Genomic DNA, 24,542 nt, shown 5'->3' on the forward strand with positions numbered 1-24,542 from the left:
TTCCGGCGCGGGTCAGGTGTTCTGCGCGGTCGACGGGGCACCTACCGCATCGCCGTTCTTCACACGGTCGACGTAGCCGACGATGTTGGCGATGGTCGAGAAGTTGTCGGCGTTGAAGTCGTCATCCTCGATCTCGATGCCGAAGGTGTCCTCGAGTTGTGCGCGAAGTTCGACGAAACCGAGCGAATCGACGCCGAAATCATCGCGGAGGCCCGCGTCGTCGTCCATTTCGTTAATCGGCACCTCCACGTACACCTTTGACACAAGAATACTTCTCACAGTATCCGATGTGCTCATTCTCGTGCCTTCTCCCGGTGTGGGCGACAGATTCCCGGCTGGTGACCGACACTACCAACGGGCAATGACGCCGAACCTGTCACGTAAATCGGGTACACGCCGTTCGTCAGCCGTGTTCGACCAGAAAGCCCGGAACTTTCTCCAGCTCGGCCGGTGTTTTCACGGCCAGGACGGGGGTGCCCTGCATGTCCCGTTTGAGCAGTCCGGCCAGCGCGCCGGCCGGCGGCAGCTCGATCGCCGCACGCGCTCCGAGACGCCCGAGGGTGCCGAGGCACGCCTCCCACCGGACCGGGCCGCTGACCTGCGTGATCAGCCGCTCCATGAAGCCATCGCCGGTGGTGACGACGGTGGCGTCGGCGTTCGACACGATCGGCCGGATCGGGTCGCTGACGCGGAACTGCCTGGCCTGCACGGCGAACTTCTCCCTGGCCGGCTCCATGTAGCGGGTGTGGAACGCCCCGGCGACGTCGAGCCGCACGACCCGGCTGTCCGCGGGCGGCCGCTCGGCGAGCTCTGCCAGTGCGGACACCGGCCCACCTGCGACGATGTGGCCTGGACTGCTCCGGTTGGCCTGATCGAGGTCGAGCTCGGCCAGCCGGGCGCGGACCTCGTCGGGGTCCCCGCCGAAGACCACCGACAGCCCCGTGGCCTCGCTCGCGCACACCGTGGCCAGCTCGGCGCCGCGGATGGCCGCGAGATGCACCGCGTCGGCCGGTGTGACGATGCCGGCGATGGCGGCGGCAGCCAGCTCGCCGATGGAGTTGCCCGCCACCGGGATGGTGTCCGGCACCTCGGTCCGCTGTCGCAGCAGGTCGTAGGCCATCACCGTGAGCGAGACGACCAGCGGGGCGATGTGCGCGGTGTGCGCGATTTCGTCGTCATCCGCCGTGGTGCCGAGTCGCACCAGATCGAGGCCGCTCGCGTCACCGAACTCTTCGATTCGGTCACGGACGCCGTCAATCCCGAGCCACGGTTCGAGCATGCCGGACTCGTGCGATGCGAGACCGGGGGAGATGAGGGGGGCACCTGGTGCCAGGAATGCAATCACCACACGAGTGAACAACGCCGGAGGGTACTTAGTCGAGGCCGGCCGAGAAACCCGGGTTTGGCGGGCCTCCGCCTTGCTTGACACCTCGTCGACGCCGTGGGTAACCTCCGACTCGGCTGACCATGGGCGTCTGTCTTCTGTCGCAGGCCGGTATTCACAGAAAAACAGTCCGGCGAATTCCCGGTGTCTTGTGCGCATGTTCGCGGCGGCCTGACGGCCGTTCCCGCCTATGTGGCGTGCGACGATTCGGCGAGGAAGGAAATCCTGTTATGCGTGTGTTGTTCGCGTCGCTGCCCGCGGCAGGCCACCTGTTCCACCTTGTGCCGCTGGCCTGGGCGCTGCGGGCGCAGGGGCACGAGGTGCTGGTGGCCTCCTACGACGGAGCCGAGATCGTCGCCGACGCCGGCCTCCACGTCTCGAACATCGCGCCGGGACTGAACATGTTCGAGGAGGCGTTCGTGCGCGGTGGCACGAAGCGGCCAGACCTCCTCGAGCGGGTGCAGGCCAGCATGGGCGGCGACCGCGAGGCGCTGATGACGCTCTACGCGTTCGTCAATGACACCGTCGCCGACCGCATGGTGGCTCTGGCACGGGACTGGCGGCCCGATCTGGTGGTGTACGAGTACTTCTCGCCGGTCGGCCAGGTGGTGGCCGCCGCGCTCGGCGTGCCGGCGGTGCAGTTCGACTTCGGCTTCAGCTTCACACCGCCGCTGATCGCCGTCATGCTCGAACAGATGCGGGACACCTTCGTCCGCAACGGAGCTACCGAGCCGCCGCCCGAGCCGTTGATCGTCCACAATGTACCCGACAGCATGCTGAGCGAGCCGCGACCGGGTCTGGCGGTCCGCTCGGTGCCCTACAACGGCGGAGCCGAACTGCCGGAGTGGTCGTCGCGTCGTCCCGAGCGGCCGCGGGTCGTGATCTCCTTCGGCACCAGCATCGCCGCGATGAGTGGCCTGGACCGGGTCAAGCGGACCGTCGAGGCCGCGCGGGACGTGGATGCCGACTTCGTCATGGCGATGGGGTCCACCGACCTGACCGAGCTGGGCGAGTTGCCCGCCAACGTCCGGAGCGTGGGCTGGATGCCGTTGCACGTGCTGCTCGCAGGCGCCGGCGGGCTGGTGCATCACGGCGGGTCGAGCACGACCTTCACGGCACTGCATTCGGGTGTGCCGCAACTGGTGCTGCCCAACGGCTCCGACTGTTTCATCAACGCCAGGACGGTGGCCGCCAGAGGGCTGGGTCTGACCGGGGAGCCCGAGGACATCGACACCGCGCTGCTCCGAAGGCTGATCGACGACGACAAGCTGCGTGCGAACGCGGCGGAGGTCCGTGCGGAGATCGACGCGATGCCGGCCCCGGCGACACTCGTCCCGGAGTTCGAACGGCTCGCGCGACGAGAGTAGTCCTCTCGGTCGTCGTCGATGGTGGATGGCAGGACGCCCGTCCGTCGGTCAGGCGTCCTGCCATCCATCGGTCACGACCTGTCGGTTGTCGTGCCGGTGTGAACCGGCAGTGCGGTTAGCCCCCGTAGAACCAATCCTGGGCGCCACCGCAGTTCGTTCTCCGGGCAACCGAGTGTGAGATCGGGGAACCGGTCGAACAGAGAGCGGATCGCGATCTCGCCCTCCACTCGAGCGAGACCGGCGCCGACGCAGAAATGTATTCCGTGGCCAAAGGAGAGGTGCGAGTTGCCCGAACGTGAGATGTCGAACTCGTCACCGTCGGCGAACTGTACCTCGTCCCGGTTGGCCGAGCCGATCACCGCCATCACGACCGATCCCGCCGGTATGACGACTCCGTCGAGGACGATCTCCTCGGTCGCCGCCCGTGGCGTACTCCGGTCGACCGGACTGGTGAACCGGAGCATTTCCTCGATCGCGGACGGGAGGAGCTCGGGCGATTTCCTGAGCGCGGCCAGCTGGTCGGGATTGGTCAACAGGGCGAGCGTTCCGTTGGCGATCAGGTTCGTCGTCGTCTCGTGCCCGGCGACGAGGAGCTGAATCATGGTTCCGATGAGTTCTGTCTCGGTGAGTTGCCCCTCGTCCCCGGCTGCGGGAACGAGCTGGGACAAAAGGCCCCGCTGTTCTTTGCCGGAAGGACCCGCGGACCTGACGGCGGCGATCTGCTCGGCGAGGTACGCGCGGATTGCCAGCCCGCCCGACTCCGCGTCGTCCCTGGTAGCGGCCGAGATCGCCGGCGTCATGAGTGCGGTGATCCAGCGCCGGAAGTCGCCGCGGTCGCTGCTCGGCACGCCGATCAGCTCGCAGATGACGGTCAGCGGGAGGGGATAGGCGAAGATTTCGATCATATCGACGGGACCGCTTTCCTCGGCGGCCGCCATGTCGTCGAGCAAGCTGTCCGTAAGCGCCTGGATTCGTGGCTTGAGCGCGTCGATCCGACGTCGGGTGAATTCCTTGCTGACGATTGACCGCAGCCTCGTGTGGTCGGGCGGATCACTGGTGAGCATGTTTGCGCCGGTGCCTGCCTCGCCGTTTTCGTTGACGATTCCGGCGGCGTGCGCCCATTGTGGGAAGTTGCGTGGGGCCTTGGACAGCCGCGCGTCACCGAGAGCGGCCTTGACCTGCGCATGGCCAGTGACGAGGAATACATCCTCCGGTCCGCCGGGTGGACGTACCCGGTGGACCGTGGCGTCTCTGCGCAGCCGCGCGTATTGGGGGTGTGGATTGTTTATCATTTCCGGACTCCACAAGTCCAGCGAGATGGCGGTCATGATTGCGAACGTAGCAGAACATGTCCGCGAGTTGGACTGGTTGCGTCGAACGGAAACGTGGGGCACTATTGGGTCAGTCGTCAACCTGGGAGCAGAATGTACGACTTAGGTCCGATGCGTGCTTTCGTGTCGATGAATATTTCCAGGGCAGTGCTCGCGGCATTCTCCGCTGCCGGTGACCCCGCGGCACAAGTGCTCGGCAACCGCCCGCCGGTCGACCCCTATCCGCTGTACGAGCGGATCCGGGCGCGCGGCGAGCTGTGCCGCAGCCGCCTCGGCATCTACCTGACGGCGTCCTACGCCGTGTCCAGTTCCGTGTTGCGGGACCAGCGGTTCGGGGTCGTGCCGGACGCCGAGAGCTCCGGCATCGACTGGAACCTGCGTCCCGGTGACGCGGAAACCCTCGTGCATCCGGTGGAGCACTCGCTTCTGATGATGAACCCGCCGCAGCACACCAGGTTGCGCAAGCTGGCCGCGCCCTGGTTCACCCCGCGGGCGCTGAGCACCCGGGTCGACCGGATCGAGCGGATCGTCGAGCACACCCTCGACGAGATCGGCGATCGCGAGCAGTTCGACATCGTCGCCGACTTCGCGGTGCGCGTGGTGATCCGGGTGATCTGCGACCTGTTCGAGGTACCCGACACGGGCATCGAGGAGTTCGCCAGGTGGGGTGGCACGCTGGCCGGCACGATCGGCGGGCTGCGGTCCAACGACGAGCGCAGGCGGGTGCGGGCCACGCTGGTCCAGATGACCGCGTTCTTCGAGGACGTCGTGGAACGGCGTCGGGCGACGCCGGGTGACGACGTCATCAGCAGCCTCGTCTCCGCCACTGTGGACGGTGCGCCGCTGGCCCGGCGGGACCTGCTGGCGTTGTGTGGTCTGTTGCTCGCCGCGGGATTTGAGACCACGGTCAACGTGATCGGCAACGGGGTGCTCGCCCTGATGGGCAACGACGATGTCAGGCACGACCTGCTCGCCGCGCCGGAGCTCGCCGGGCCGGTGCTGGAGGAGGTGCTCCGGTTCGACTCACCGGTGCAGTACACCGCGCGGGAGGCGCTCGAGCCGGTGCGGCTGGCAGGCGTCGACCTGCCCAGGGGAGCGATGGTCGTGGTGCTGATCGGTGGCGCGAACCGGGATCCCGCCGTGTTCGACGATCCGGCGCGGTTCGACCCGGCGCGGAGCAACAACCGTGACCATCTGTCCTTCTCCTCCGGCATCCACTACTGCCTCGCCGCCGGGCTCGGCCGGATCGAGGGGGAGGTGGCCCTGCGCCGGCTGTTCACCCGCTTCCCCGACCTGCGCATCGTCGGACCGGTGCCCCGGCAGCCGAAGCGCAACATCCGGGGACCACAGCGGATGGTGGTCGCGACCGGTACCCGACGCCGGGCCGGGACAGAGGTCTGATCCACGCACGGCGGGTGTGCCGTGCCGGTAGCTCGAGGTGAAAGCGGTGACGATGATGGGAACCGGCTCGTGGAACGTGCTTTCCGGCACCGACACGGACAGGGTCGTGCTGGCGGTCGACTTCCCGGCCGCGGGCCGGCCCGCGGGAAGCTTCGCGGACCTGGCCTCGCTGCTGGACGTCCAGTGCTCGGTCTGGGAGTGCGTCCCGCCGTCGGTGGGTGTGCCGACCTCGTTCGGCATCGAAGCCGGCATGCGGGGTGACGACTACGTCGACCGATGGCTCGGGGACGTCCGGGCGAGCGGGCGCGAGGTCCTCGCGGTGATGGGGTACTGCTCGGGCTGCGGCTTCTCCGCGCTGCTCGCGGAACACATCGCGCAGTGGCAGGAGATGCCGAAGCAGGTGCTGTTCGACCCGGACGCACCCTCGACGTCCTATGTGTACTGGCAGTTCCACCGGGTGATCGGCGAGTTCTCGGTGGTGCTCTCCCCGAAGGAGATCATCGCCGCCCAGCAGGCAGGCAAGAAGCTGGCCGACGAGATCGTGGACCTGGCCGAGCTGAGCTACGCCCTGTTCACGATCTTCATCGAGGTCGGCGCCACCGGGTTCGACCGGGCGGGCATCGGCGGCGCCCACCGGGCCGACCTGACCTCGCACTTCGCCTCCTACCTCGCCTACATCGTCGCCTCGTCGCAGCTCGACCCGCTCCGCGCCTGGAAGGTGGCCACGGCGATCAGCTCGACCGCGCCGGGCGCCGGCGGCAAGATCGCCCAGGAGGAGTTCCGCTTCGACATCGACCATCTGGATCTGCTGCGGGACACCGACGTCGCCCGGCGGGTGAGCGAGGTGCTGGGGTAGTGGGTCCTACCGCGGCAAGTGTGTCCACATCAGACTGGCGAGTGCCTGCCCGGCAGGCGGGCAGGGGGTGTCGAGTTGGGACTGTCGGAGACGACCGCGACACGCAAGGAGCAGGCGCTCTGGCTGCTCGAGCGGGTGGTGCCCGGGATCGGGATCAACAACCTCTCGGTGGCGTTCCGGGTTGACGGACGGATCGATCCGGCGGCCATCGAGGGCGCCATCCGGCTGCTGCTGCGCAGGTACGAGGCGCTGCGGACGGTGTTCCACGCCGACGGCGCGGTCCTGCGCCGCGAAGTCCTGCCGCCCGGCGACCTCGACGTCGTGGTCCATTGGCACCGGTCGAGCGCCGATCGGCTCGACACCGACCTCGTGAACTTCGTGGCGGAGCCGTTCGAGCTGCGTGGTGGCCCGCTGGTCCGAGCGGCCTGCTTCCACTCCCCGGCCGGTGACACGGTCTGCGTGGCGGTGCACCACCTCGTCTTCGACGCCACGTCCTCGTCGATCCTGTTCGGTGACCTGGTCTCGGTCTACCGGAGTCTGGCCGGGGGCGAGCCGCCGGCAGGAGAGCTGTGCGAGCCGGTGCCGGCGTTGCGCGATCCGGAACCTCCGGACAGCAGCGTCGCCTTCTGGCGGGAGCACCTTTCCGGCCACCGCGCGGGCAGGCTGGCGCTGCCCGTCGACCCACGCGCCGAGCCGGGCCCGTTCGCCGCCGTGGTCCGCTACGAGCTGTCCGCCGAGACCACCGAGGTCGTCGAGCGGATGCGCGAGCAGTTGCGTGTGCCGGAGGCCGTGCTGCTGCTCGCCGTGTACTACCTGCTGCTCGCGACGCACGGCGTGGGTGTGGACGTGGTCGTCGGTTCGCCGGTGAACACCAGGGGACGGCTCTCGGCGCGGGCGGTCGGTTATCACGTCAACCTGCTCGCGCCCCGGGTCGAGCTCGATCCGGCCCGGAGCTTCCGCGACCTCGTCACCCAGGTCCGCCGCACGTTCTTCGCGGCGATGGCCCACGGCGACCTGTCCGTGGACAGCGACCTGGCCGACGAGCTGCCGAGAACCGCGCCTGGCCGCCGTGAACCGCTCTTCAGGTACGTGTTCAACTACGTGTCCGAGATGGGGTTCCCCGCGCTGGACATCGGCGGCGCACCGGTGCGTCCGGTCCTCGTCGACAACCCGTACAGCAAGTTCGACCTGGTGCTGTTCGTGCTCCCGTCGGCGGGCCGTATCCGGCTGGAGGCCTCGTACCGCGCGGAGACGTTCCGCCGTGACGACATCGCGGCGATGCTGCGGCGGTACGAGGCCGTGCTCGGCGCGTTCGGCGCGGACGTCGACCAGCCCGTCGAACGGGTCTGGGCCGGCACGGACGAAGACCGCGCCGTCATCGACGGGGCGCAGCGGTCGGCCACCGGCACGGCGTCGACCGTCCTGGCGGGCGTGGCGGCGCGTGTGGCGGCCACGCCGGGAGCGGTCGCGATCAAGGACGGGGATCGAGCAGTCACCTACGGCCAGTTGTGGCAGGCGGCGACGGCCACTCGCGACTCGCTGGTGGCTTCCGGTCTCGCCGGAGGTGACGTGGTGGCCGTGTTCGCGCCGCGTGGTCCGGAACTGGCCGCCGCGGCACTGGGGGTGTGGCTCGCGGGTGGCGCGTACGTGCCCGTCGACCTGAACTACCCGGTCCGCCACATCGTCGACGTGTTGTCCGACTCCGGTGCCACGGCGGTGCTCGGTGTCGACGGGGTCGAGGTGCCCAACCTGCCCGTGTACCCCGTCGTCCAGGTGACCGACACGACGACAGGCGATGTCGCCACCCCCGTCGTCGACCGGTCCGCGTGCGCGTTCCTGCTGTACACCTCGCCGACGATGGGCAGGCCGGTCGGCACCCGGGTCACCCACGGCAACCTGGCCAACGCGCTCGCCCACCTCGCCGACGAGGTGGGCGGAGGAACGACGGCCTGGTTGTCCCCGTTCGCCACCGGCATGTCGGCGGCGGAGCTGTTCCTGCCACTGGTCGACGGCCACCGGGCGGTCGTGGCGCCCGACGAGGCGCGGACCGACGGCGCCGTCCTGGCCGAGGTGCTCGACGACCACGAGGTACGGATCGTCCAGGCCACGCCGACGACCTGGCGGCGAGTGCTGGGAGGAGTGGCCGACCGACTCGCCGGACGGCGCGTGCTCTGCGGCGGTGAGTCGCCACGTCCCGGTCTGGCCGCCGCGTTGGCGGCCACCGGGTGCGAGGTGTTCTCGTTCTTCGGCACCGACGAGACGACCACGTACTCGATCGTGGGCCGGGTGGGACCGGACGACGACCACTCGTCACTCGCCGGCCGGCCGGTGGCCAACACCAGGTTGTTCGTCGCCGACGAGGACGGTCGCGAGGTGCCGCCCGGCGTGCGCGGCGAACTGTGTGTGGCCGGGGCGGGAGTGGCCCTGGGCTACCGCAACCGGCAGGAACTGGCCACGCGGCGGTTCGCGGAGCACGCCGGGTACGGCCGGTACTTCCGGACCGGGCACGAGGCGTTGCTCCGGTACGACGGGGAATGGGAGCTGGTCGCGGGCCCGGGGCGCACGGTCGTCGCGGGCGGCGAACGGATCGAGCTGGATCGGCTGGAGCGCGTGCTCAGCCGGGTGGGCGGCGTCGAGGACGTCGCGGTGGTCATGGTCGGCGACCCGGACACCGACGGTGCGGTGGTGGCGTTCGTGGTCCCGGAAACCGCCGTGCGACGTGTCGCGGATGCCGTGGTGCTCGGCGACGTCGTCGGCCTTCCCGGGCTACCGACCACTGTGGACGACCGAGTCGACTACGCGGCCCTGGTGCGGCTCGCCTTCAGCAGGCGGATCGAGGACACCGGCCGGGCCGCGCTCGCGGAAGGCGCGGTCGGCCTGGCCCCGACCATGCTCTCGCTGTGGCGGCTGCTGCTGGGCCGTGACGATCTGGACAGCGAGTCGAACTTCTTCGTGGCCGGCGGTTACTCGCTGCTGGCCGCGCAGCTGGCCGAACGGGTCGAGGCGATCACCGGCGTGCCGCTGCCGTTGGTCGAGGTGTTCGAGAACCCGACACCGAGTGCCCTCGCCGAGAAGGTCGCCGCTCTGCTCCCCGCCACCGACAGCGATCTCGCGCCGGTCGGTTCCGAGACCGGACCAGAAGGGAAGCTCACGTGAGCGCCATACTGTTCTGCTGCCCCTTCGCCGGCGCGGGCGCGTCGTTCTACCGGTCGTGGGCTCCGCCTGCGAACTCCGGCATCCGGATCGTCCCCGTCCAGCTGCCCGGTCGCGAGGAGCAGTTCACGCGGCCGGCCCACCAGCGGATGGAGGAGGCGGCGGCGGACGTCCTCGACCAGGTCCAGGCCGCGGCGGCGCCCGACGACGACCTCGCCCTGTTCGGCCACAGCTTCGGTGCCGCGCTGGCGTTCGACGTCGCGCGACGCCTCGTGGCGCGGGGCGGACACCGGCTCGTCCGGCTGTTCGTCAGCGGCTCGGCGGAGCCGCTGACTCCGCTCGAGGACGACTCGAGCGGACTGCGGGACGACGAGTTCGTGGCCCGTGTCGCGGAGATCGCCGGGTTCAGCCATCCAGCGCTCGCGGACCCGCAGCTGCGGCAGATCCTGCTGCCGGCGCTGCGGGCCGACGTGCACATGCGGGAGTCCTACCGTCCCGGTGCGGTGGCGCCACTGCCGGTCCCGGTCACCGCGGTCCGCGGCGAGACCGATCACCTGGTGTCCGCCGAGGACTGCGCCGGGTGGGCACGGGTGACCTCGGTCGGCTGCGACGTGCGCGAGGTGCCGGGGGACCACCTGTACCTCGCCGAGGACCCCGGCCCGCTGCTCGAGCTGATCGCCGAGGTGCTGTCCGGCGCCGGGTTACCGGGGTACGGCACTACATGACGGACATGCAATGGGCCGGATCCGGCCGGGAGCACGGTGTCGGCGTCAGCACGGCCGCACTGGGCGACCTCACCGCCGACCTCGACCTGCTGGTGGCCGCCGCGGCGGTCGTGTTGTCGCGCTACACGGGCGACGCGACCGTGTCCGTCGCGATCCGCGACGACGCAGGCTGGCAGGCGGTGAACGTCCCGGTGGACGACGCCGCGGCGGCGGTCGATCACGTCGCCACGACGGTCTTGTCGCCGCGACGGCCGCTCCCGCCGGACGACAGGCCGGTCATCGCGTGCCAGGGCGCCCAGCACGTCATCGGCGAGCAGCGGTTCCCGATCCTGCTGGTCTCGATGCCCGGGCAGGTCGTCTGCCGGTATCGCCGTGATCTGGTGGACCGGCCGGCCGCCGACTGGCTGGTCCACTGCGTCCGCGCCGTGCTCGGGCAGCTCACCGCCCCGGGCGCCGGGCCCGTCGGTTCGATCGACCTGCTGGCCGGCGCACCACCTGGACCGACACCGCTCGGGCCGTCCGATCCGGCGGCCGCGCGGCCGGCACGGACCGTGCCCGAACTGGTCCGGGAGCAGGCCGACTCACGGCCGGACGCCGTCGCACTGGTCGGCGGCGGGCGGCGACTGTCCTATCGGGAGCTGGAACGTGCTGCCTGCGCCGTGGCCCGGCTGCTGCACGAGCGTGGCGTGACCCGAGGCAACCGTGTCGGCGTGTGCCTGGACCGTTCGCCGCTGCTCGTCGTGGGCCTGCTGGGCGTGATGAAGACCGGCGCCGCCTATGTCCCCCTGGCCCCGGCGCTGCCGGCCGCCCGCCTGGCGTACCTGGTTCGGGACGCCGACCTTGCCACCATCCTGGCCGAACCCGACACACGGGCCACTGTGGACGGGCTGGACGACGGGGTCCGGACGCTCACGCTCACCGAGGAGGTGTTCGACGCCGCCGACCCGGTGCCGGACCAGCCGTGGACATGTGCCACGGACGACCCCGCCTACCTGATCTACACCTCCGGTTCCACCGGCGAGCCGAAGGGCGTCGTCGTCGAGCAGCACAACGTCGCCGCCCTGCTCGACGCGGCCACCGAGTTCGGCTTCGGGCCGGGGGACGTGTGGACCGCGTTCCACTCCTATGCCTTCGACTACTCGGTGTGGGAGATGTGGACGTGTCTCACCACCGGCGGACGGCTGGTGATCGTGCCGGTCGACGTGCTGCGCGATCCGGTCGAACTGCACCGGTTGCTGCGTGCCGAGCACGTCACGGTCCTCAACCTGACGCCTTCCGAGTTCGCCCCGCTGTTGCGCGTGGACGGCGGCGAGGAGCCGCTCGCCGACCTGCGGATGCTGTTCTTCGGCGGTGAGCAGCTGGACACCGGGATGCTGGTGCGGTGGTTCGACCGCTACCCGGAGAACAGCTGCCGGGTGGTCAACATGTACGGCATCACCGAGACCACCGTGGTCTGCACCTGGGGTCCGGTGACCCGCGGCCGTGCGTTGTCGGGCAGCCTGTCGATCGGTGCCGCCATCCCGGGCTGGTCGGTGGAGGTGGTCGACGGGCAGGGCCGTCGCGTTCCGCCCGGTGTGGCGGGGGAGCTGGTGATCAGGGGAGCCGGCGTCACGCCCGGCTACCACCGGCGGCCCGAGCTGACCGCCCGCCGGTTCGTCGCCGACCGCCGGTCCTCCCGTGCCGGTGCACGCCAGTACCGCAGCGGTGACCGTGGCCGCATGCTGCCGGACGGCGAGATCGACTACCTCGGCAGGCTCGACGAACAGGTCAAGATCCGTGGCCACCGGGTGGAACTCGGTGAGATCAGGGCACAGCTGCTCACCGACCCGGCCGTACTCGCCGCGGCGGTCGTGCTGAACCGGCGCGGCGACGGCGAGGCGCGCCTGGACGCGTACGTGGTCGGTGCCGTCACCGATCGCCTGGCGCTGCGCGAGCGGCTCGGCGAGCGGCTCCCCGCGTACATGGTGCCGAGCAGCATCACGGTCGTTGGCGAGCTTCCGCTGACCCACAACGGAAAGCTGGACGTCGCCAGGCTGCCGCCGGTGCGGCCGTTCACCACGACGGCTGGTGCGGCCGAGGGCACCGCGTTGGAGCACGAGGTGGGCCGGGTCTGGTCGGACGTGCTCGGCCTCGTCGTCGCCCCGGACGACAACCTCTTCCTGGTCGCCGGGGGGAGCTCGCTGTCCGCGGCGAAGATCGCCGCCCAGCTCAGGGAGGCCGGGCTCGGCGAGATCTCGGTCCGCGACATCTACGAGAACCCGACCGTGCGTGCGACCGCCACCAGGTTGGCCGCGGACCGACCGTGAGGCAGGACATGCACGCGACACCACTCGACGAGCCGATCGCCATCGTCGGAATGGCCTGCCGGTTACCCGGCGCCGCCGATCCGGCCGCCTTCTGGCAGCTGTTGAGCGACGGCACCAGCGCGATCGTGCCGACGCCTGCCGACCGGTGGGACGCGGACGCGTTGTTCGACGCCGACCCCGCCGCACCGGGCAGGGCGAACACGCGGTGGGGCGGCTTCCTGGCGGCCGTCGACGAGTTCGATCCCGGTTTCTTCGGCATCTCCCCTCGCGAGGCCGCCGCCATGGACCCGCAACAGCGACTGGTGCTCGAACTGGGCTGGGAGGCACTCGAGCACGCCGGCATCGTGCCGGACGCCATACACGGGAGCCGGACCGCGGTCTTCGTCGGAGCCATCTGGGACGACTACGCGAGCCTCGTGCACCGGGGTGGTACGGAAACGATCTCGCACCACACGATGGCCGGACTGCATCGCGGTATCATCGCCAACCGGCTGTCGAGCGTGCTCGGTCTGCGCGGCCCCAGCCTGACCGTCGACTCAGGACAGTCGTCCTCGCTGGTCGCCGTCCACCTTGCCGCGGCGAGCCTCCGCCGCGGGGAGTGCACGCTCGCGCTGGCCGGCGGGGTGAACCTCGACCTGGTGCCGGACAGCACCGTGATCGCCGCGAAGTTCGGCGGGTTGTCGCCGGACGGCCGCTGTCACACCTTCGACGCACGCGCCAACGGATTCGTTCGCGGCGAGGGCGGCGGTGTGGTCGTGCTCAAGCCACTGGCGCGGGCGGTGGCCGACGGCGACGAGATTCACGCCGTCGTCCGCGGCAGCGCGGTGAACAACGACGGTCCCTCCGAGACGCTCACCACCCCGAGCCGCTCGGCACAGCAGGAGGTTCTGCTCTCCGCGTGCGACCGGGCCGGGATCGCCCCCGGCGAGGTGCGGTACGTCGAACTGCACGGCACCGGCACCAGGGTCGGCGATCCGGTCGAGGCCGCGGCGGTGGGTGCCGCCTTCGGCGTGGCCCGAGGCGGGGGCGACCCGCTGCCGGTGGGGTCGGTCAAGACCAACATCGGACACCTGGAGGGTGCCGCCGGTATCGCCGGACTGCTGAAGGTGGTGCTGGCGCTCGAGAACCGACTGATACCGGCCAGCCTGAACTTCGAGACCCCCAGCCCGGCGATCGACTGGGACGCGGTGAACCTCCGGGTGCCGACGAGCACGCAGCCGTGGCCGGCGGGCGACGGCCCGTTGGTGGCCGGAGTCAGCTCGTTCGGCTTCGGCGGGACGAACTGCCACGTCCTGGTGTCGGAGTACCAGGCGGCCCCGCGACCGCGACGCGCCGGCGCCGGGCTCGTGCCCTGGGTGGTGTCGGGCCGGACGACGGCCGCGTTGCGTGCACAGGCCGCCCGCCTCCGGTCCCATGTGGACACCCGGTCCGACCTCGAACCGGCCGAGATCGGGTTCTCCCTCGCGTCCGCCCGCTCCAGCTTCCACCACCGGGCCGTCGTCGTCGGTGACACGCGCGCGGAACTGCTGGCCGGACTGGACGCCCTCGCCGGTGGGGACGTCGCCGCCGGGCTCGTCACGGGGACCGCGGACCTCGACGGCGGTCTCGTCTTCGTCTTTCCCGGGCAGGGCGCGCAATGGGCGGGAATGGGGCTGTCCCTGTGGGAGGACGCGCCGGTGTTCCGCGAGCGGATGCTCGAGTGCGAGCGCGCGTTCGCCCCGTTCGTGGACTGGGCCCTGACGGAGGTGCTCGGGGACGCGGACATGCTGCGGCGGGTGGACGTCGTGCAGCCCGCGTCGTTCGCGGTGATGGTCTCGCTGGCCGCACTGTGGCGGTCCTACGGGGTCGAACCCGACGCGGTGATCGGGCACTCCCAGGGCGAGATCGCCGCCGCGTGTGTCGCGGGAGCGCTGTCGCTCGAGGACGCCGCGGCTGTGGTGACGTTGCGCAGCCGGGCGTTGAGCGCGTTGACGCGGCGCGGCGGCATGGCGTCCGTGCCGTTGGCCGAGGACCGGTTGCGACACCGCATCGGGCAGTACGGCGAGCGGCTCTCCGTCGCCGCGATCAACGGCCCCGCTTCGACAGTGGTGTCCGGTGACTCCGACGCCATCGACGAGGTGCTGGCCGAACTGCTCGGCGACGACGTGCGGGCCAAGCGGATCGCGGTGGACTACGCCTCGCACTCCGCGCAGGTCGAGGCGATCCAGGAGCGGCTGCGGCGGGCGCTCGGCGGTGTGATGGCGAGGACGGCACGGATTCCCTTCTATTCCACGGTGACCGGTGACGAGCTGGCCGGAACCGCGCTGGATGGCGGGTACTGGTACCGGAACCTGCGTGACACGGTGCTCTTCGACCCGACCGTGCGCCGCATGACGCGGGCCGGCTACCGGGCCTTCGTCGAGGTGAGCTCCCATCCTCTGCTGGTCGCCGGTCTGCAGGACACGTTGCGAGACAACGGGACGCCAGGCATGGCCATCGGCACCGTGCGGCGGGACGACGGGGGGCGGGAACGGTTTCTGGCTTCGGTGGGCGAGGCGCACGTCCGTGGCGTCCGTGTCCGCTGGGAGGAGGCGTTCGCCGACGACGCCCGCAGGCGGGTCGAACTGCCGACCTATGCGTTCCAACGGCAGCGGTACTGGTTGGACGACGTGCCTCCCGCGGTCTCGCCCCAGGGTGTCACCGAGTCCCGCGATCCGTGGGAACTGGTGCGCTCGCACGTCGCCGCGGTACTCGGGCACCGTGACCGCGACGCCGTGGACACCCGGCTGCCGTTCAAGGAACTGGGCTTCGACTCGGTCACCACCGTGCGGCTGCGCAACCAGCTGGCCGAGGCCACGTCGCTGGACTTCCCGACAACGGTGTTGTTCGACCATCCCTCGCCCGATCGGCTGGCCGCGTTCCTGGCCGACGCGCTGTCCGGTTCCGGCCGCGGGAGCGGCGAACCAGGTCCGTCGGCGCCACGTCCCGCGCGATCCGGGCCTGCCGCCGACGAGCCGATCGCGATCGTGGCCATGAGTTGCCGCTACCCCGGTGGCGTCAGTACTCCCGAGCAGTTGTGGCAGCTGGTGGTCGACGGTAGGGACGCCATCTCCGGATTCCCCCGTGACCGGGGCTGGGACCTGGCCGCGCTCTACCACCGGGATCCCGACCGGCCGGGGGCCAGCTACGTGCGTGCGGGCGGTTTCCTCGGCGACGCGGGCGGGTTCGACGCGGCGTTCTTCGGCATCGGGCCGCGCGAGGCGGTCGCGATGGATCCGCAGCAGCGGTTGTTGCTGGAGACGGCCTGGGAGGCGGTGGAGCGCGCGGGCATCGACCCGACCACGCTGCGGGGCAGTGACACCGGCGTCTTCGTCGGTGTGATGGGCCAGGACTACGCGCCGCGCCTGGACCAGGGCGGCGAGGAGCTGGCCGGCTATCTGCTCACCGGAGGCTCGACGAGCGTCGCGTCTGGCCGCGTCGCGTACGCGCTCGGTCTGCAGGGCCCCGCGCTGACCGTGGACACGGCCTGTTCGTCGTCGTTGGTCGTCGTGCACCTCGCGGTCCAGGCGTTGCGACAGGGGGAGTGCTCGCTGGCATTGGCCGGTGGTGCCACCGTCATGTCCACGCCGGGCATGTTCGTGGAGTTCAGCAGGCAACGAGGGCTGGCACCGGACGGGCGCTGCAAGCCCTTCTCGGCTCACGCGGACGGCACGGCCTGGGCCGAAGGTGCCGGTGTGCTGCTGTTGGAGCGGCTTTCCGACGCCCGGCGCAACGGCCACGAGGTCCTGGCGATCGTGCGTGGTACCGCGGTCAACAACGACGGCGCGAGCAACGGTCTGACGGCGCCGAACGGCCTCGCCCAGCAGCGCGTCATCCGCCAGGCACTCGCCGCCGCCAGGCTGTCGCCCGACGAGGTCGACGCGGTGGAGGCGCACGGCACCGGGACGAGGCTGGGCGATCCCGTCGAGGCGCATGCCCTGATGGCGACCTACGGCACGGCCCGTCCGGCCGACCGGCCGCTGTTCCTCGGTTCGCTGAAGTCGAACGTGGGACACACCCAGGCGGCCGCGGGTGCCGGCGGCGTCATCAAGATGGTGATGGCGATGCGCCACGGGACACTGCCCAGGACCCTGCACGCCGACGACGCCTCGCCCGAGGTGGACTGGTCCGGGGGCACCGTCCGGCTGCTGACCGAGTCCAGACCGTGGCCTGCCACCGGAAAGCCCCGGCGGGCCGCGGTGTCCTCGTTCGGGATCAGTGGGACGAACGCGCACCTGATCCTCGAACAGCCGCCCGAGGTCCCGCGAGCACGGCCGCACACCGCGGGCCGGGTCGTGCCGTGGGTGATCTCCGCGAAGGATCCCGTGGCGTTGCGCGCCATGGCCGGCCGACTGGCGTCGTGCGCGGACGATCCGGTCGACGTCGGCTGGTCGCTGGCGACCACGCGGTCCGCGTTCGAGCACCGCGCGGTGGTGGTCGGCGCCGACCCGGACGACCTCCGGCACGGCCTGTCCGCGCTGGCCACCGGAGCGACCGCACCCGGAAGGGCAGGCGCGAACGGCACACTCGCGTTCCTGTTCAGCGGCCAGGGCAGCCAGCGCCCGGGCATGGGGCAGGAACTGCACCGGGACGTCCCGGCGTTCGCGGCGGCGTTCGACGAGGTGTGCGCTCGGCTGGACCCGCACCTCGACCGGCCGTTGCGTGAGGTCGTGCTCGCCGAGCCGGGGACGGCCGACGCGGAGCTGCTCGACCGGACCGGGTACGCCCAGCCGGCTCTCTTCGCGGTCGAGGTCGCGTTGTTCCGGGCGCTGTGGAAGTGGGGCCTGCGACCGGATGTCCTGTTGGGACATTCGGTCGGTGAGCTGGCCGCGGCGCACTGCGCGGGCGTGTTCGACCTCGACGACGCGTGCACGCTGGTGCTGGCGAGGGGAAGACTCATGCAGGCGCTGCCGGCGGGCGGTGCGATGGCCTCGATCCAGGCCGGCGAGGCCGAGGTGCTGGCCGGTCCGCGTGACGACAGGGTCGCCGTCGCCGCGGTGAACGGTCCGGCCGCGACCGTGGTCTCCGGTGACGCGGACGCGGTCGACGACGTGACCAGGTACTGGACGGCGCGGGGTCGGGCGACGAAGAAGCTGGCGGTCAGCCACGCCTTCCACTCCCCGCGGATGGACGCGATGGTCGCCGACTTCCACCGCGTCGCGGCCACGCTGACCTTCCGGCCACCCGTCGTCCCGGTCGTCTCCAACGTCACCGGCCGGATCGCCGAACCGGCCGAACTGGGCAGCCCGGACTACTGGGCGGCGCACGTGCGCCGCCCGGTCCGCTTTCTCGACGGCGTCCGCGGCCTCGTGCGCGGCGGCGTGGACCGCTGCCTCGAGCTGGGGCCGGACGCGGTCCTCACGGCGATGGGGCAGGACTGCCTGACGGATGAGGACGACGCGGTCGAGTTCGTCGCGGCGCTGCGCCGGGACCGGCCGGAGCTGGCGACGCTGACCTCGGCGGTGGCGCGGCTGTACACGCTGGGCACGGACGTGGACTGGGCAGCCGCGTTCGACGGGCTCGGCGCAGGCCGCGTCGACCTGCCCACGTATCCGTTCCAGCGCGAGCGGTACTGGCTGCCGGCGGCACGTCCGGGCGGCACACCCGGTGTCACCGCGCTGGACCACCCGCTGCTCAGCGGGGAGATCGCTGTGGCGGACGGCGAGCGGACCGTGTTCGTCGGCGAGGTGTCGTTGGCGGCACACCCGTGGCTGGCCGACCACGCCGTCCACGGCACGGTCGTACTGCCGGGCACCGCGCTGCTGGAGCTGGTGATGACCGCGGCGCGGCGGGTCGGCTGTGACCGTGTCGAAGAGCTGGTCCTGGAAGCCCCCCTCGTGCTGCCGGACGACGGCGGACTCGCGCTACAGGTTCTCGTCGGCGCGCCGGAGGAGTCCGGGCGACGCCCGGTACGTGTCAGTGCCCGACCCGCGACCGGATCGGGCTGGCGGCGGCATGCGAGCGGCACGCTCGCTACGGGTGACGGCCCATCGTCCACGACGGATCCGGTCTGGCCGCCCGACGGGGCCGTGGAATCGGACCCCGAACGGCTGTACGACCGGCTGGCCGCGCACGGCTTCGGCTACGGACCGGCATTCCGAGGGCTGCGCTCGGCATGGCGGCGCGGCACCGACCTGTTCGCCGAGGTCCGGCTGCCCCAGCCGGCGGCGGGATCGTTCACCCCGCATCCCGCCCTGCTGGACGCGGCGTTGCACGTCCTGGCCGAGGACCGGCTCGTCGGCGGCGACGGACGGCTCGGGCTGCCCTTCGCCTTCGCGGGAGTGGCCTGGTCCGAGGAGCCGGCGAACACGGTGCGGGTGCGCTGTTCGTTGCTGGACGACGACACGGTGTCCGTGTCGGGTGTCGACGCCGACACCGGCCGCCGGCTCTTCGCGATCGACGCTCTGACGGTACGTCCGGTGGCGGGTGACTGGCTGGGCCGGACGGATCCGTTGCTGCGCCTCGACTGGGTGCCCGCGTCGTCGCAGTCGGACACCGTGGACAGTTGGACCGCACTCGCCTCCGCAACGCCTCAGGGCCTGGCGGCGTTGCGCACGGTACCGGCGGTGGTCGTGGCCCCGGTGTCGACACCGGCGGGTGCCGACACCGCGGCCCGTGCCCACGCCGTGGTGTCCGACGTGCTCGGCCTGCTCCAGGCATGGCTGGCCGACGTACGGTTCGCCGGCAGCCGGCTGGTGGTCCGCACGTGTCGGGCGGTCGCGACCTCTTCTGGTGAGGGCGTCGCGGATCTCGCGGGCGCGGCCGTGTGGGGACTGGTGCGGTCGGCCCAGTCGGAGCATCCTGGCCGGTTCGTCCTGGTGGACGACGAGTCCCCGGGGCCACCGGTGGACTCGGCGGAGCCGCGGCTGGCCGTGCGGCACGGCCAGCTCCTCCTCCCACGTCTGTCCCCGGTGGACGGTTCGGCGCGGCTCGCGGTCCCCGAGGACCCCGCGTGGCGGTTGGCGATCACCGACCGTGGCACGTTCGAGAACGTGACGGTGGCCGCGACCGCCGACGGCACGCGGCCGCTGGGTGACGGGCAGGTCCGAGTGGCCGTCCACGCCGCGGGCGTCAACTTCCGGGATGTGCTCAACGTCCTCGGCCGGTACCCGGGTGATCCGGGGCCGCTGGGGATCGAGGGCGCGGGAGTGGTGCTGGCCGTCGGAGCAGGAGTGTCCGGGCTCGCCGTGGGTGACCGGGTGTTCGGCCTCATGCCCGGTTGCTTCGGACCCGTGACCGTCACCGATCACCGCACACTGGCCCCGATCCCGGCCGACTGGTCCTTCGCCGAGGCCGCGTCGGCCGCGGTGGTGTTCCTGACCGCGTACCACGCGCTGGTCGAGCTGGCCGACCTCAGGGCGGGTGAGTCGGTCCTGGTGCACGCCGCGGCGGGTGGCCTCGGGATGGCCGCGACACAGCTGGCGCGACACCTGGGCGCGGAGGTGTTCGGCACGGCGAGCGAAGCGAAGTGGCCGGTGCTGGGGCTGGACGACAAGCACGTCGCGTCGTCGCGCACGGTGCGGTTCGAGGAGGACTTCCGCGCGGTCACGGGGCGGGGCGTCGATGTCGTGCTGAACTCGTTGGCCGGCGAGTTCGTGGACGCGTCGCTGCGGCTGCTGGCCGAGGGCGGGCGGTTCATCGAGGTCGGCAAGACCGGTCCCCGAACGCCGGAAGGCGTGTCCTACCAGTCGTTCGACCTGTTGGCGCTGGACCATGACCACATCAGCCGGATGCTCACCGCCGTACTGGGACTGGTCGACCGGGGCGCACTGCGACCGTTGCCGATCACGACGTGCGACCTGCGCGGCGCGCCGGGGGCACTGCGTGATCTCGGCCAGGCGCGGCATGTCGGCAAGCTCGTCCTCACCGTGCGGCAGCCGATCGGCGCCGACGGCACGGTGTTGGTGACCGGTGCGACCGGCGCGCTGGGTGGGCTGGTGGCCCGCCACCTCGTGCGAGCGCACGACGTCCGGCACCTGCTGCTCGTCAGCCGTCGTGGACCGGCGGCGCCGGGTGCCGGCGAGTTGGTCGACGAGCTGTCCACCCTCGGCGCCAAGGTGACGCTCGCGGCGTGCGACGTCGGCGATCGTGAGGACCTCGCCGCGCTGCTGACCGGGCACCGGTTGACCGCGGTGGTGCACGTGGCCGGCGTGGTCGACGACGGTGTCGTCGAGGACCTGACGCCACAGCGGCTCTCGGCCGTACTCAGGTCCAAGGTGGACGGCGCGGCGAACCTGCACGAACTGACCGCGGCCATGCCCCTCACGGCGTTCGTGCTCTTCTCCTCGGTGGCGGGTGTGGTGGGCAACGCGGGTCAGGCCGCCTATGCCGCCGCGAACGCGTTCATGGACGGCCTCGCCCACCACCGCCGTGCGCTGGGGCTGCCCGCGACCTCGGTGGCGTGGGGACCGTGGATCGGGGTCGGTGGTCTGGCAGACGTCCTCGACGACGTCGATCTCACCCGGCTGTACCGGGCCGGAGCGTTCCCCGTCCGCCCCGAGCAGGGACTGGCGCTGTTCGACGCGGCTCTCGAGGCGGACGAGGCGTTGCTCGTCGCGGCCAGGCCGGACAGCACACGGGTCCCGCCCGTCACGACACCCCCGCCCGCCGCGGCACCCGAGACGCGCTCGTTGCGGGAGCTGGTGGCCGAGACCCCCGCCGCGGAACGGGACCACGCGGTGCTCATGGTGGTGCGCACCCACGCCGCGGCCGTGCTCGGCCATGCCGATCCGACGCGGGTCGAGCCACGCTCCCCGTTCAACACCCAGGGGTTCGACTCGTTGGCCGCACTGGAACTACGCAACCGCCTCGGCACCGCGATGGGCAGGCCCCTGCCGGCCACGCTGCTGTTCAACAACCCCACACCGGCCGCGCTGGCCGACCGCCTGCTGCGAGAGCTGGACGCCGAGCAGGCTGCCGACCCGACGGCGATGCCGTCCGAACTGGACGGTCTGCTCAGCGGACTGGCCGCCTTCCCCAGCGCGGCCGGGTACCGCGACCAGGTCGTCGCGAGACTCCACGACCTGCTGGCGGCGTGGGACGAACCGGTGACCGGCGAGCCGGACGACGCCAGGAGGCGGATCGAGTCGGCCGGCGTCGACGAGATCTTCGACCTCATCGACCGCGAGCTCGACAGATCGTGACGCGACCACGCACTTCGCTTGAGGAGCTGACGAGAGTGGTGGACCAGGAGAAGGTAGTCGACTACCTGAAGCGGGTGACCGTCGACCTGCAGGAGACCCGTCGGCGGCTGCGCGAGGTGCAGGGCGCGGCGACCGAACCGATAGCGATCGTGGCGATGGGGTGCCGGTACCCGGGCGGCGTGCGCACGCCCGAACAGCTGTGGCAGCTGGTGTCCGAAGGCCGCGACGCCGTCTCCGGCTTTCCCACCGGCCGTGGCTGGGACCTCGACGGTCTGTACGACCCGGATCCCGACCGGCCGGGTACCGCCGTCACCAGGGAAGGCGGTTTCCTGGCGGACGCCGCGGACTTCGACGCCGAGTTCTTCGGCATCAGCCCGCGCGAGGCGGCCGCGATCGATCCGCAGCAGCGGCTGTTGCTGGAGGTCGCCTGGGAGACCTTCGAGCGGGGCGGCATCGATCCCACCTCGCTGCGGGGCAGCGACACCGGGGTGTTCGTCGGCGCGATCACCCAGGACTACGGTCCCCGGCTGCACGAGGGAGCCGAGGGCTACGACGGCTACCTGCTGACCGGCAGCACCGCCAGCGTGGCGTCCGGCCGGGTGGCCTACACGTTCGGGCTGCGGGGTCCTGCCGTCACCATCGACACCGCCTGTTCGTCGTCGCTGGTCGCGCTGCACCTCGCGGCCCAGGCCCTGCGCCGGGGTGAGTGTTCGCTGGCGCTCGCGGCGGGGGTCACCGTGATGGCCAACCCCGGCATGTTCGTCGAGTTCAGCAGGCAGCGGGGGTTGGCGCCGGACGGGCGGTGCAAGTCGTTCGCGGCAGGCGCGGACGGCACCGGCTGGGCGGAGGGCGCGGGTGTGCTGCTGGTCGAACGACTGTCCGACGCGGTCGGGAACGCCCATCCGGTGCTGGCACTGCTGCGTGGCAGTGCGGTCAACCACGACGGCGCGAGCAACGGGCTGACCGCCCCGAGCGGTCCGGCGCAGGAGCAGGTGATCCGCCGGGCCGTCGCCGCCGCGGGGCTGTCGTTCGCCGACGTCGACGTCGTGGAGGCGCACGGCACCGGTACCCGGCTGGGTGACCCGATCGAGGCCGAGGCGCTGCTGGCGACCTACGGCCACGCCCGGTCCGGCCACCCGCTGCTGTTGGGGTCGCTCAAGTCCAACATCGGTCACGCGCAGGCGGCCGCCGGGATCGGCGGGGTCGTCAAGATGGTGATGGCCATGCGGCACGGTCACGTGCCGCCGACACTGCACGTCGACGAGCCCACCCCCCACGTGGACTGGTCGGCCGGCGCGGTGCGGCTGGTCACCGAGGGCACCCCGTGGCCGGAGACCGACAGGCGGCGTGCGGCCGTCTCGTCGTTCGGTGTGAGCGGCACCAACGCGCACGCGGTCCTCGAGCAGGCGCCCGACCACGACACGGTTCCCGACGAGCGGGTGACCGGCGCGGACATCCCGTGGCCGCTCTCCGCTCGCACCGAGGAGGCACTGCGGGCGCAGGCCGGGCAGTTGCTGTCCGCGCTGGCCGAGACACCCGACGTCGATCCGCTCGACGTCGGGTTCTCGCTGGCGACGACGCGTGCGGCGCTGGAACACCGGGCCGTGGTCGTCGGACGCGACGAGAGCGAACTGCTCGCCGGCCTGTCCGCGCTCGCCAACGCGGCCGAGGCACACGGAGTCGTCCGCGGACCGGCCGAGGTGGACCGAAGGGTCGTGTTCGTCTTCCCGGGACAGGGTTCGCAGTGGCCGGGCATGGCGCTGGAGCTGGTCGAGTCGTCCCCGGTGTTCGGTGACCGGATGCGTGACTGCGCCGAGGCGCTCGCCCCCTTCGTCGACTGGTCGTTGCTCGACGTGCTCGGCGACCAGGACGCCCTGGGCCGGGTGGACGTCGTGCAGCCGGCGCTGTTCTCGGTGATGGTGTCGCTGGCGGCGCTGTGGCGGTCGTGGGGTGTCGAGCCGGCCGCGGTGACGGGCCACTCGCAGGGCGAGATCGCCGCGGCCTGTGTGGCAGGCGGACTGTCCCTCCGCGACGCGGCGAAGGTCGTCGCCCTGCGAGCCAAGGCGTTGCGGGTGCTGGCCGGGACCGGCGGGATGATGTCGGTGGCGCTGCCGGTGGAGCGGCTCACCGCCATGGTCGAGGCGTGGGACGGGAAACTCGCGGTCGCGGCGGTCAACGGTCCCGCGTCGACCGTCGTGTCCGGTGACCCGGCGGCACTGGCCGAGCTGCGTGACCGCCTGGCCGCCATGGACGTCAGGGTCCGGCTGCTCCCCGTGGACTACGCGTCGCACTCCGGGCAGGTGGAACGCATCCGCGACCGGCTGGCCGCCGAACTGGCCGACATCCGGCCACGCACGGGCGAGGTGCCCTTCTTCTCGTCGGTCACCGGCACGTGGCTCGACACCGCCGAACTGGGCGCCGACTACTGGTACCGCAACCTGCGCGAGCCGGTGCTGTTCGAGCGGGCCGTCCGGGGTCTGCTGGCCGGCGGACACGACGTCTTCCTCGAAGCGAGTCCGCACCCGGTGCTCACCGCGAGCATCGAGGACGTGGACGGCGCGGTCGCCGTCGAGTCGCTGCGCCGCGACGACGGCGGAACCTCCCGTGCGCTGCTCTCCCTGGCACGGGCCCATGTGCTGGGCGTGCGAGTCGACTGGGGCCGGTTCTTCGCGGGCAGTGGCGGCCGTCGGGTCGACCTCCCGACCTACGCGTTCCAACGACAGCGGTACTGGCTGACTCCGCCCCGCCAGCAGTCCGGCGGGGACACGATGCGCTACCGGGTCGTCTGGCGGCCGGTGCCCCGCGCGTCGGCGACCACACGGCCGGGCAGGTGGCTCGTGCTCGGCGCGGACGACCGT

The 24,542-nt window shown here is 71.5% G+C and carries 10 protein-coding genes and 1 pseudogene; 8 read left to right on the forward strand and 3 right to left on the reverse strand.

All coding sequences use genetic code 11. The features are described 5' to 3' along the window. Positions 1–12 precede the first annotated feature (12 nt). Complete coding sequence (locus CLV71_RS44400) at positions 13–297, reverse strand: acyl carrier protein (protein WP_133908990.1); 285 nt, start codon at positions 295–297, stop codon at positions 13–15. 106 nt (positions 298–403) lie between these two features. Continuing rightward, on the reverse strand, positions 404–1,279 hold the full coding sequence (locus CLV71_RS44405; protein WP_133908991.1) for an ACP S-malonyltransferase: 876 nt from the start codon (positions 1,277–1,279) through the stop codon (positions 404–406). 335 nt (positions 1,280–1,614) lie between these two features. Between CLV71_RS44405 and CLV71_RS44410 the strand changes: the two genes are divergently transcribed. Next, entirely contained in the window at positions 1,615–2,751 is a 1,137-nt protein-coding gene (locus CLV71_RS44410; protein WP_133908992.1) for a nucleotide disphospho-sugar-binding domain-containing protein, read from the forward strand. Positions 2,752–2,822: 71 nt separating this feature from the next. Here CLV71_RS44410 and CLV71_RS44415 read toward each other — a convergent pair whose 3' ends face one another. After that, on the reverse strand, positions 2,823–4,079 hold the full coding sequence (locus CLV71_RS44415) for a cytochrome P450 family protein (protein WP_133908993.1): 1,257 nt from the start codon (positions 4,077–4,079) through the stop codon (positions 2,823–2,825). A gap of 96 nt (positions 4,080–4,175) precedes the next feature. Here CLV71_RS44415 and CLV71_RS44420 point away from each other — a divergent pair, with 96 nt between their 5' ends. The 7 genes and pseudogenes from CLV71_RS44420 to CLV71_RS50895 all read left to right on the forward strand — a co-directional run. After that, on the forward strand, positions 4,176–5,483 hold the full coding sequence (locus CLV71_RS44420; protein WP_133908994.1) for a cytochrome P450: 1,308 nt from the start codon (positions 4,176–4,178) through the stop codon (positions 5,481–5,483). Positions 5,484–5,529: 46 nt separating this feature from the next. Beyond that, positions 5,530–6,339, forward strand: a complete 810-nt coding sequence (locus tag CLV71_RS44425; protein WP_133908995.1) for a hypothetical protein — start codon at positions 5,530–5,532, stop codon at positions 6,337–6,339. 75 nt (positions 6,340–6,414) lie between these two features. Beyond that, positions 6,415–9,495 (forward strand): AMP-binding protein, encoded by a 3,081-nt coding sequence (locus CLV71_RS44430; RefSeq protein ID WP_166664512.1) that lies wholly within the window; start codon positions 6,415–6,417, stop codon positions 9,493–9,495. Further along, entirely contained in the window at positions 9,492–10,217 is a 726-nt protein-coding gene (locus tag CLV71_RS44435) for a thioesterase II family protein (protein WP_133908997.1), read from the forward strand. Before CLV71_RS44430 ends, CLV71_RS44435 begins: the two co-directional genes overlap by 4 nt. Continuing rightward, positions 10,214–12,523: a non-ribosomal peptide synthetase gene (locus CLV71_RS44440; RefSeq protein ID WP_133908998.1), complete on the forward strand. Its 2,310-nt coding sequence runs from the start codon at positions 10,214–10,216 to the stop codon at positions 12,521–12,523. Before CLV71_RS44435 ends, CLV71_RS44440 begins: the two co-directional genes overlap by 4 nt. An 8-nt stretch (positions 12,524–12,531) precedes the next feature. Next, positions 12,532–21,684 carry a type I polyketide synthase gene (locus CLV71_RS44445; protein WP_133909006.1) on the forward strand — a complete coding sequence of 3,051 codons (9,153 nt, stop codon included), beginning with the start codon at positions 12,532–12,534 and terminating at the stop codon, positions 21,682–21,684. Between the two features lie 71 nt (positions 21,685–21,755). Further along, positions 21,756–24,419: pseudogene (locus CLV71_RS50895) on the forward strand (type I polyketide synthase); the annotation flags it as partial. Positions 24,420–24,542: the final 123 nt, after the last annotated feature.

Source organism: Actinophytocola oryzae (genome assembly GCF_004364325.1).
In the GTDB taxonomy this organism is placed as follows: Bacteria; Actinomycetota; Actinomycetes; order Mycobacteriales; family Pseudonocardiaceae; genus Actinophytocola; species Actinophytocola oryzae.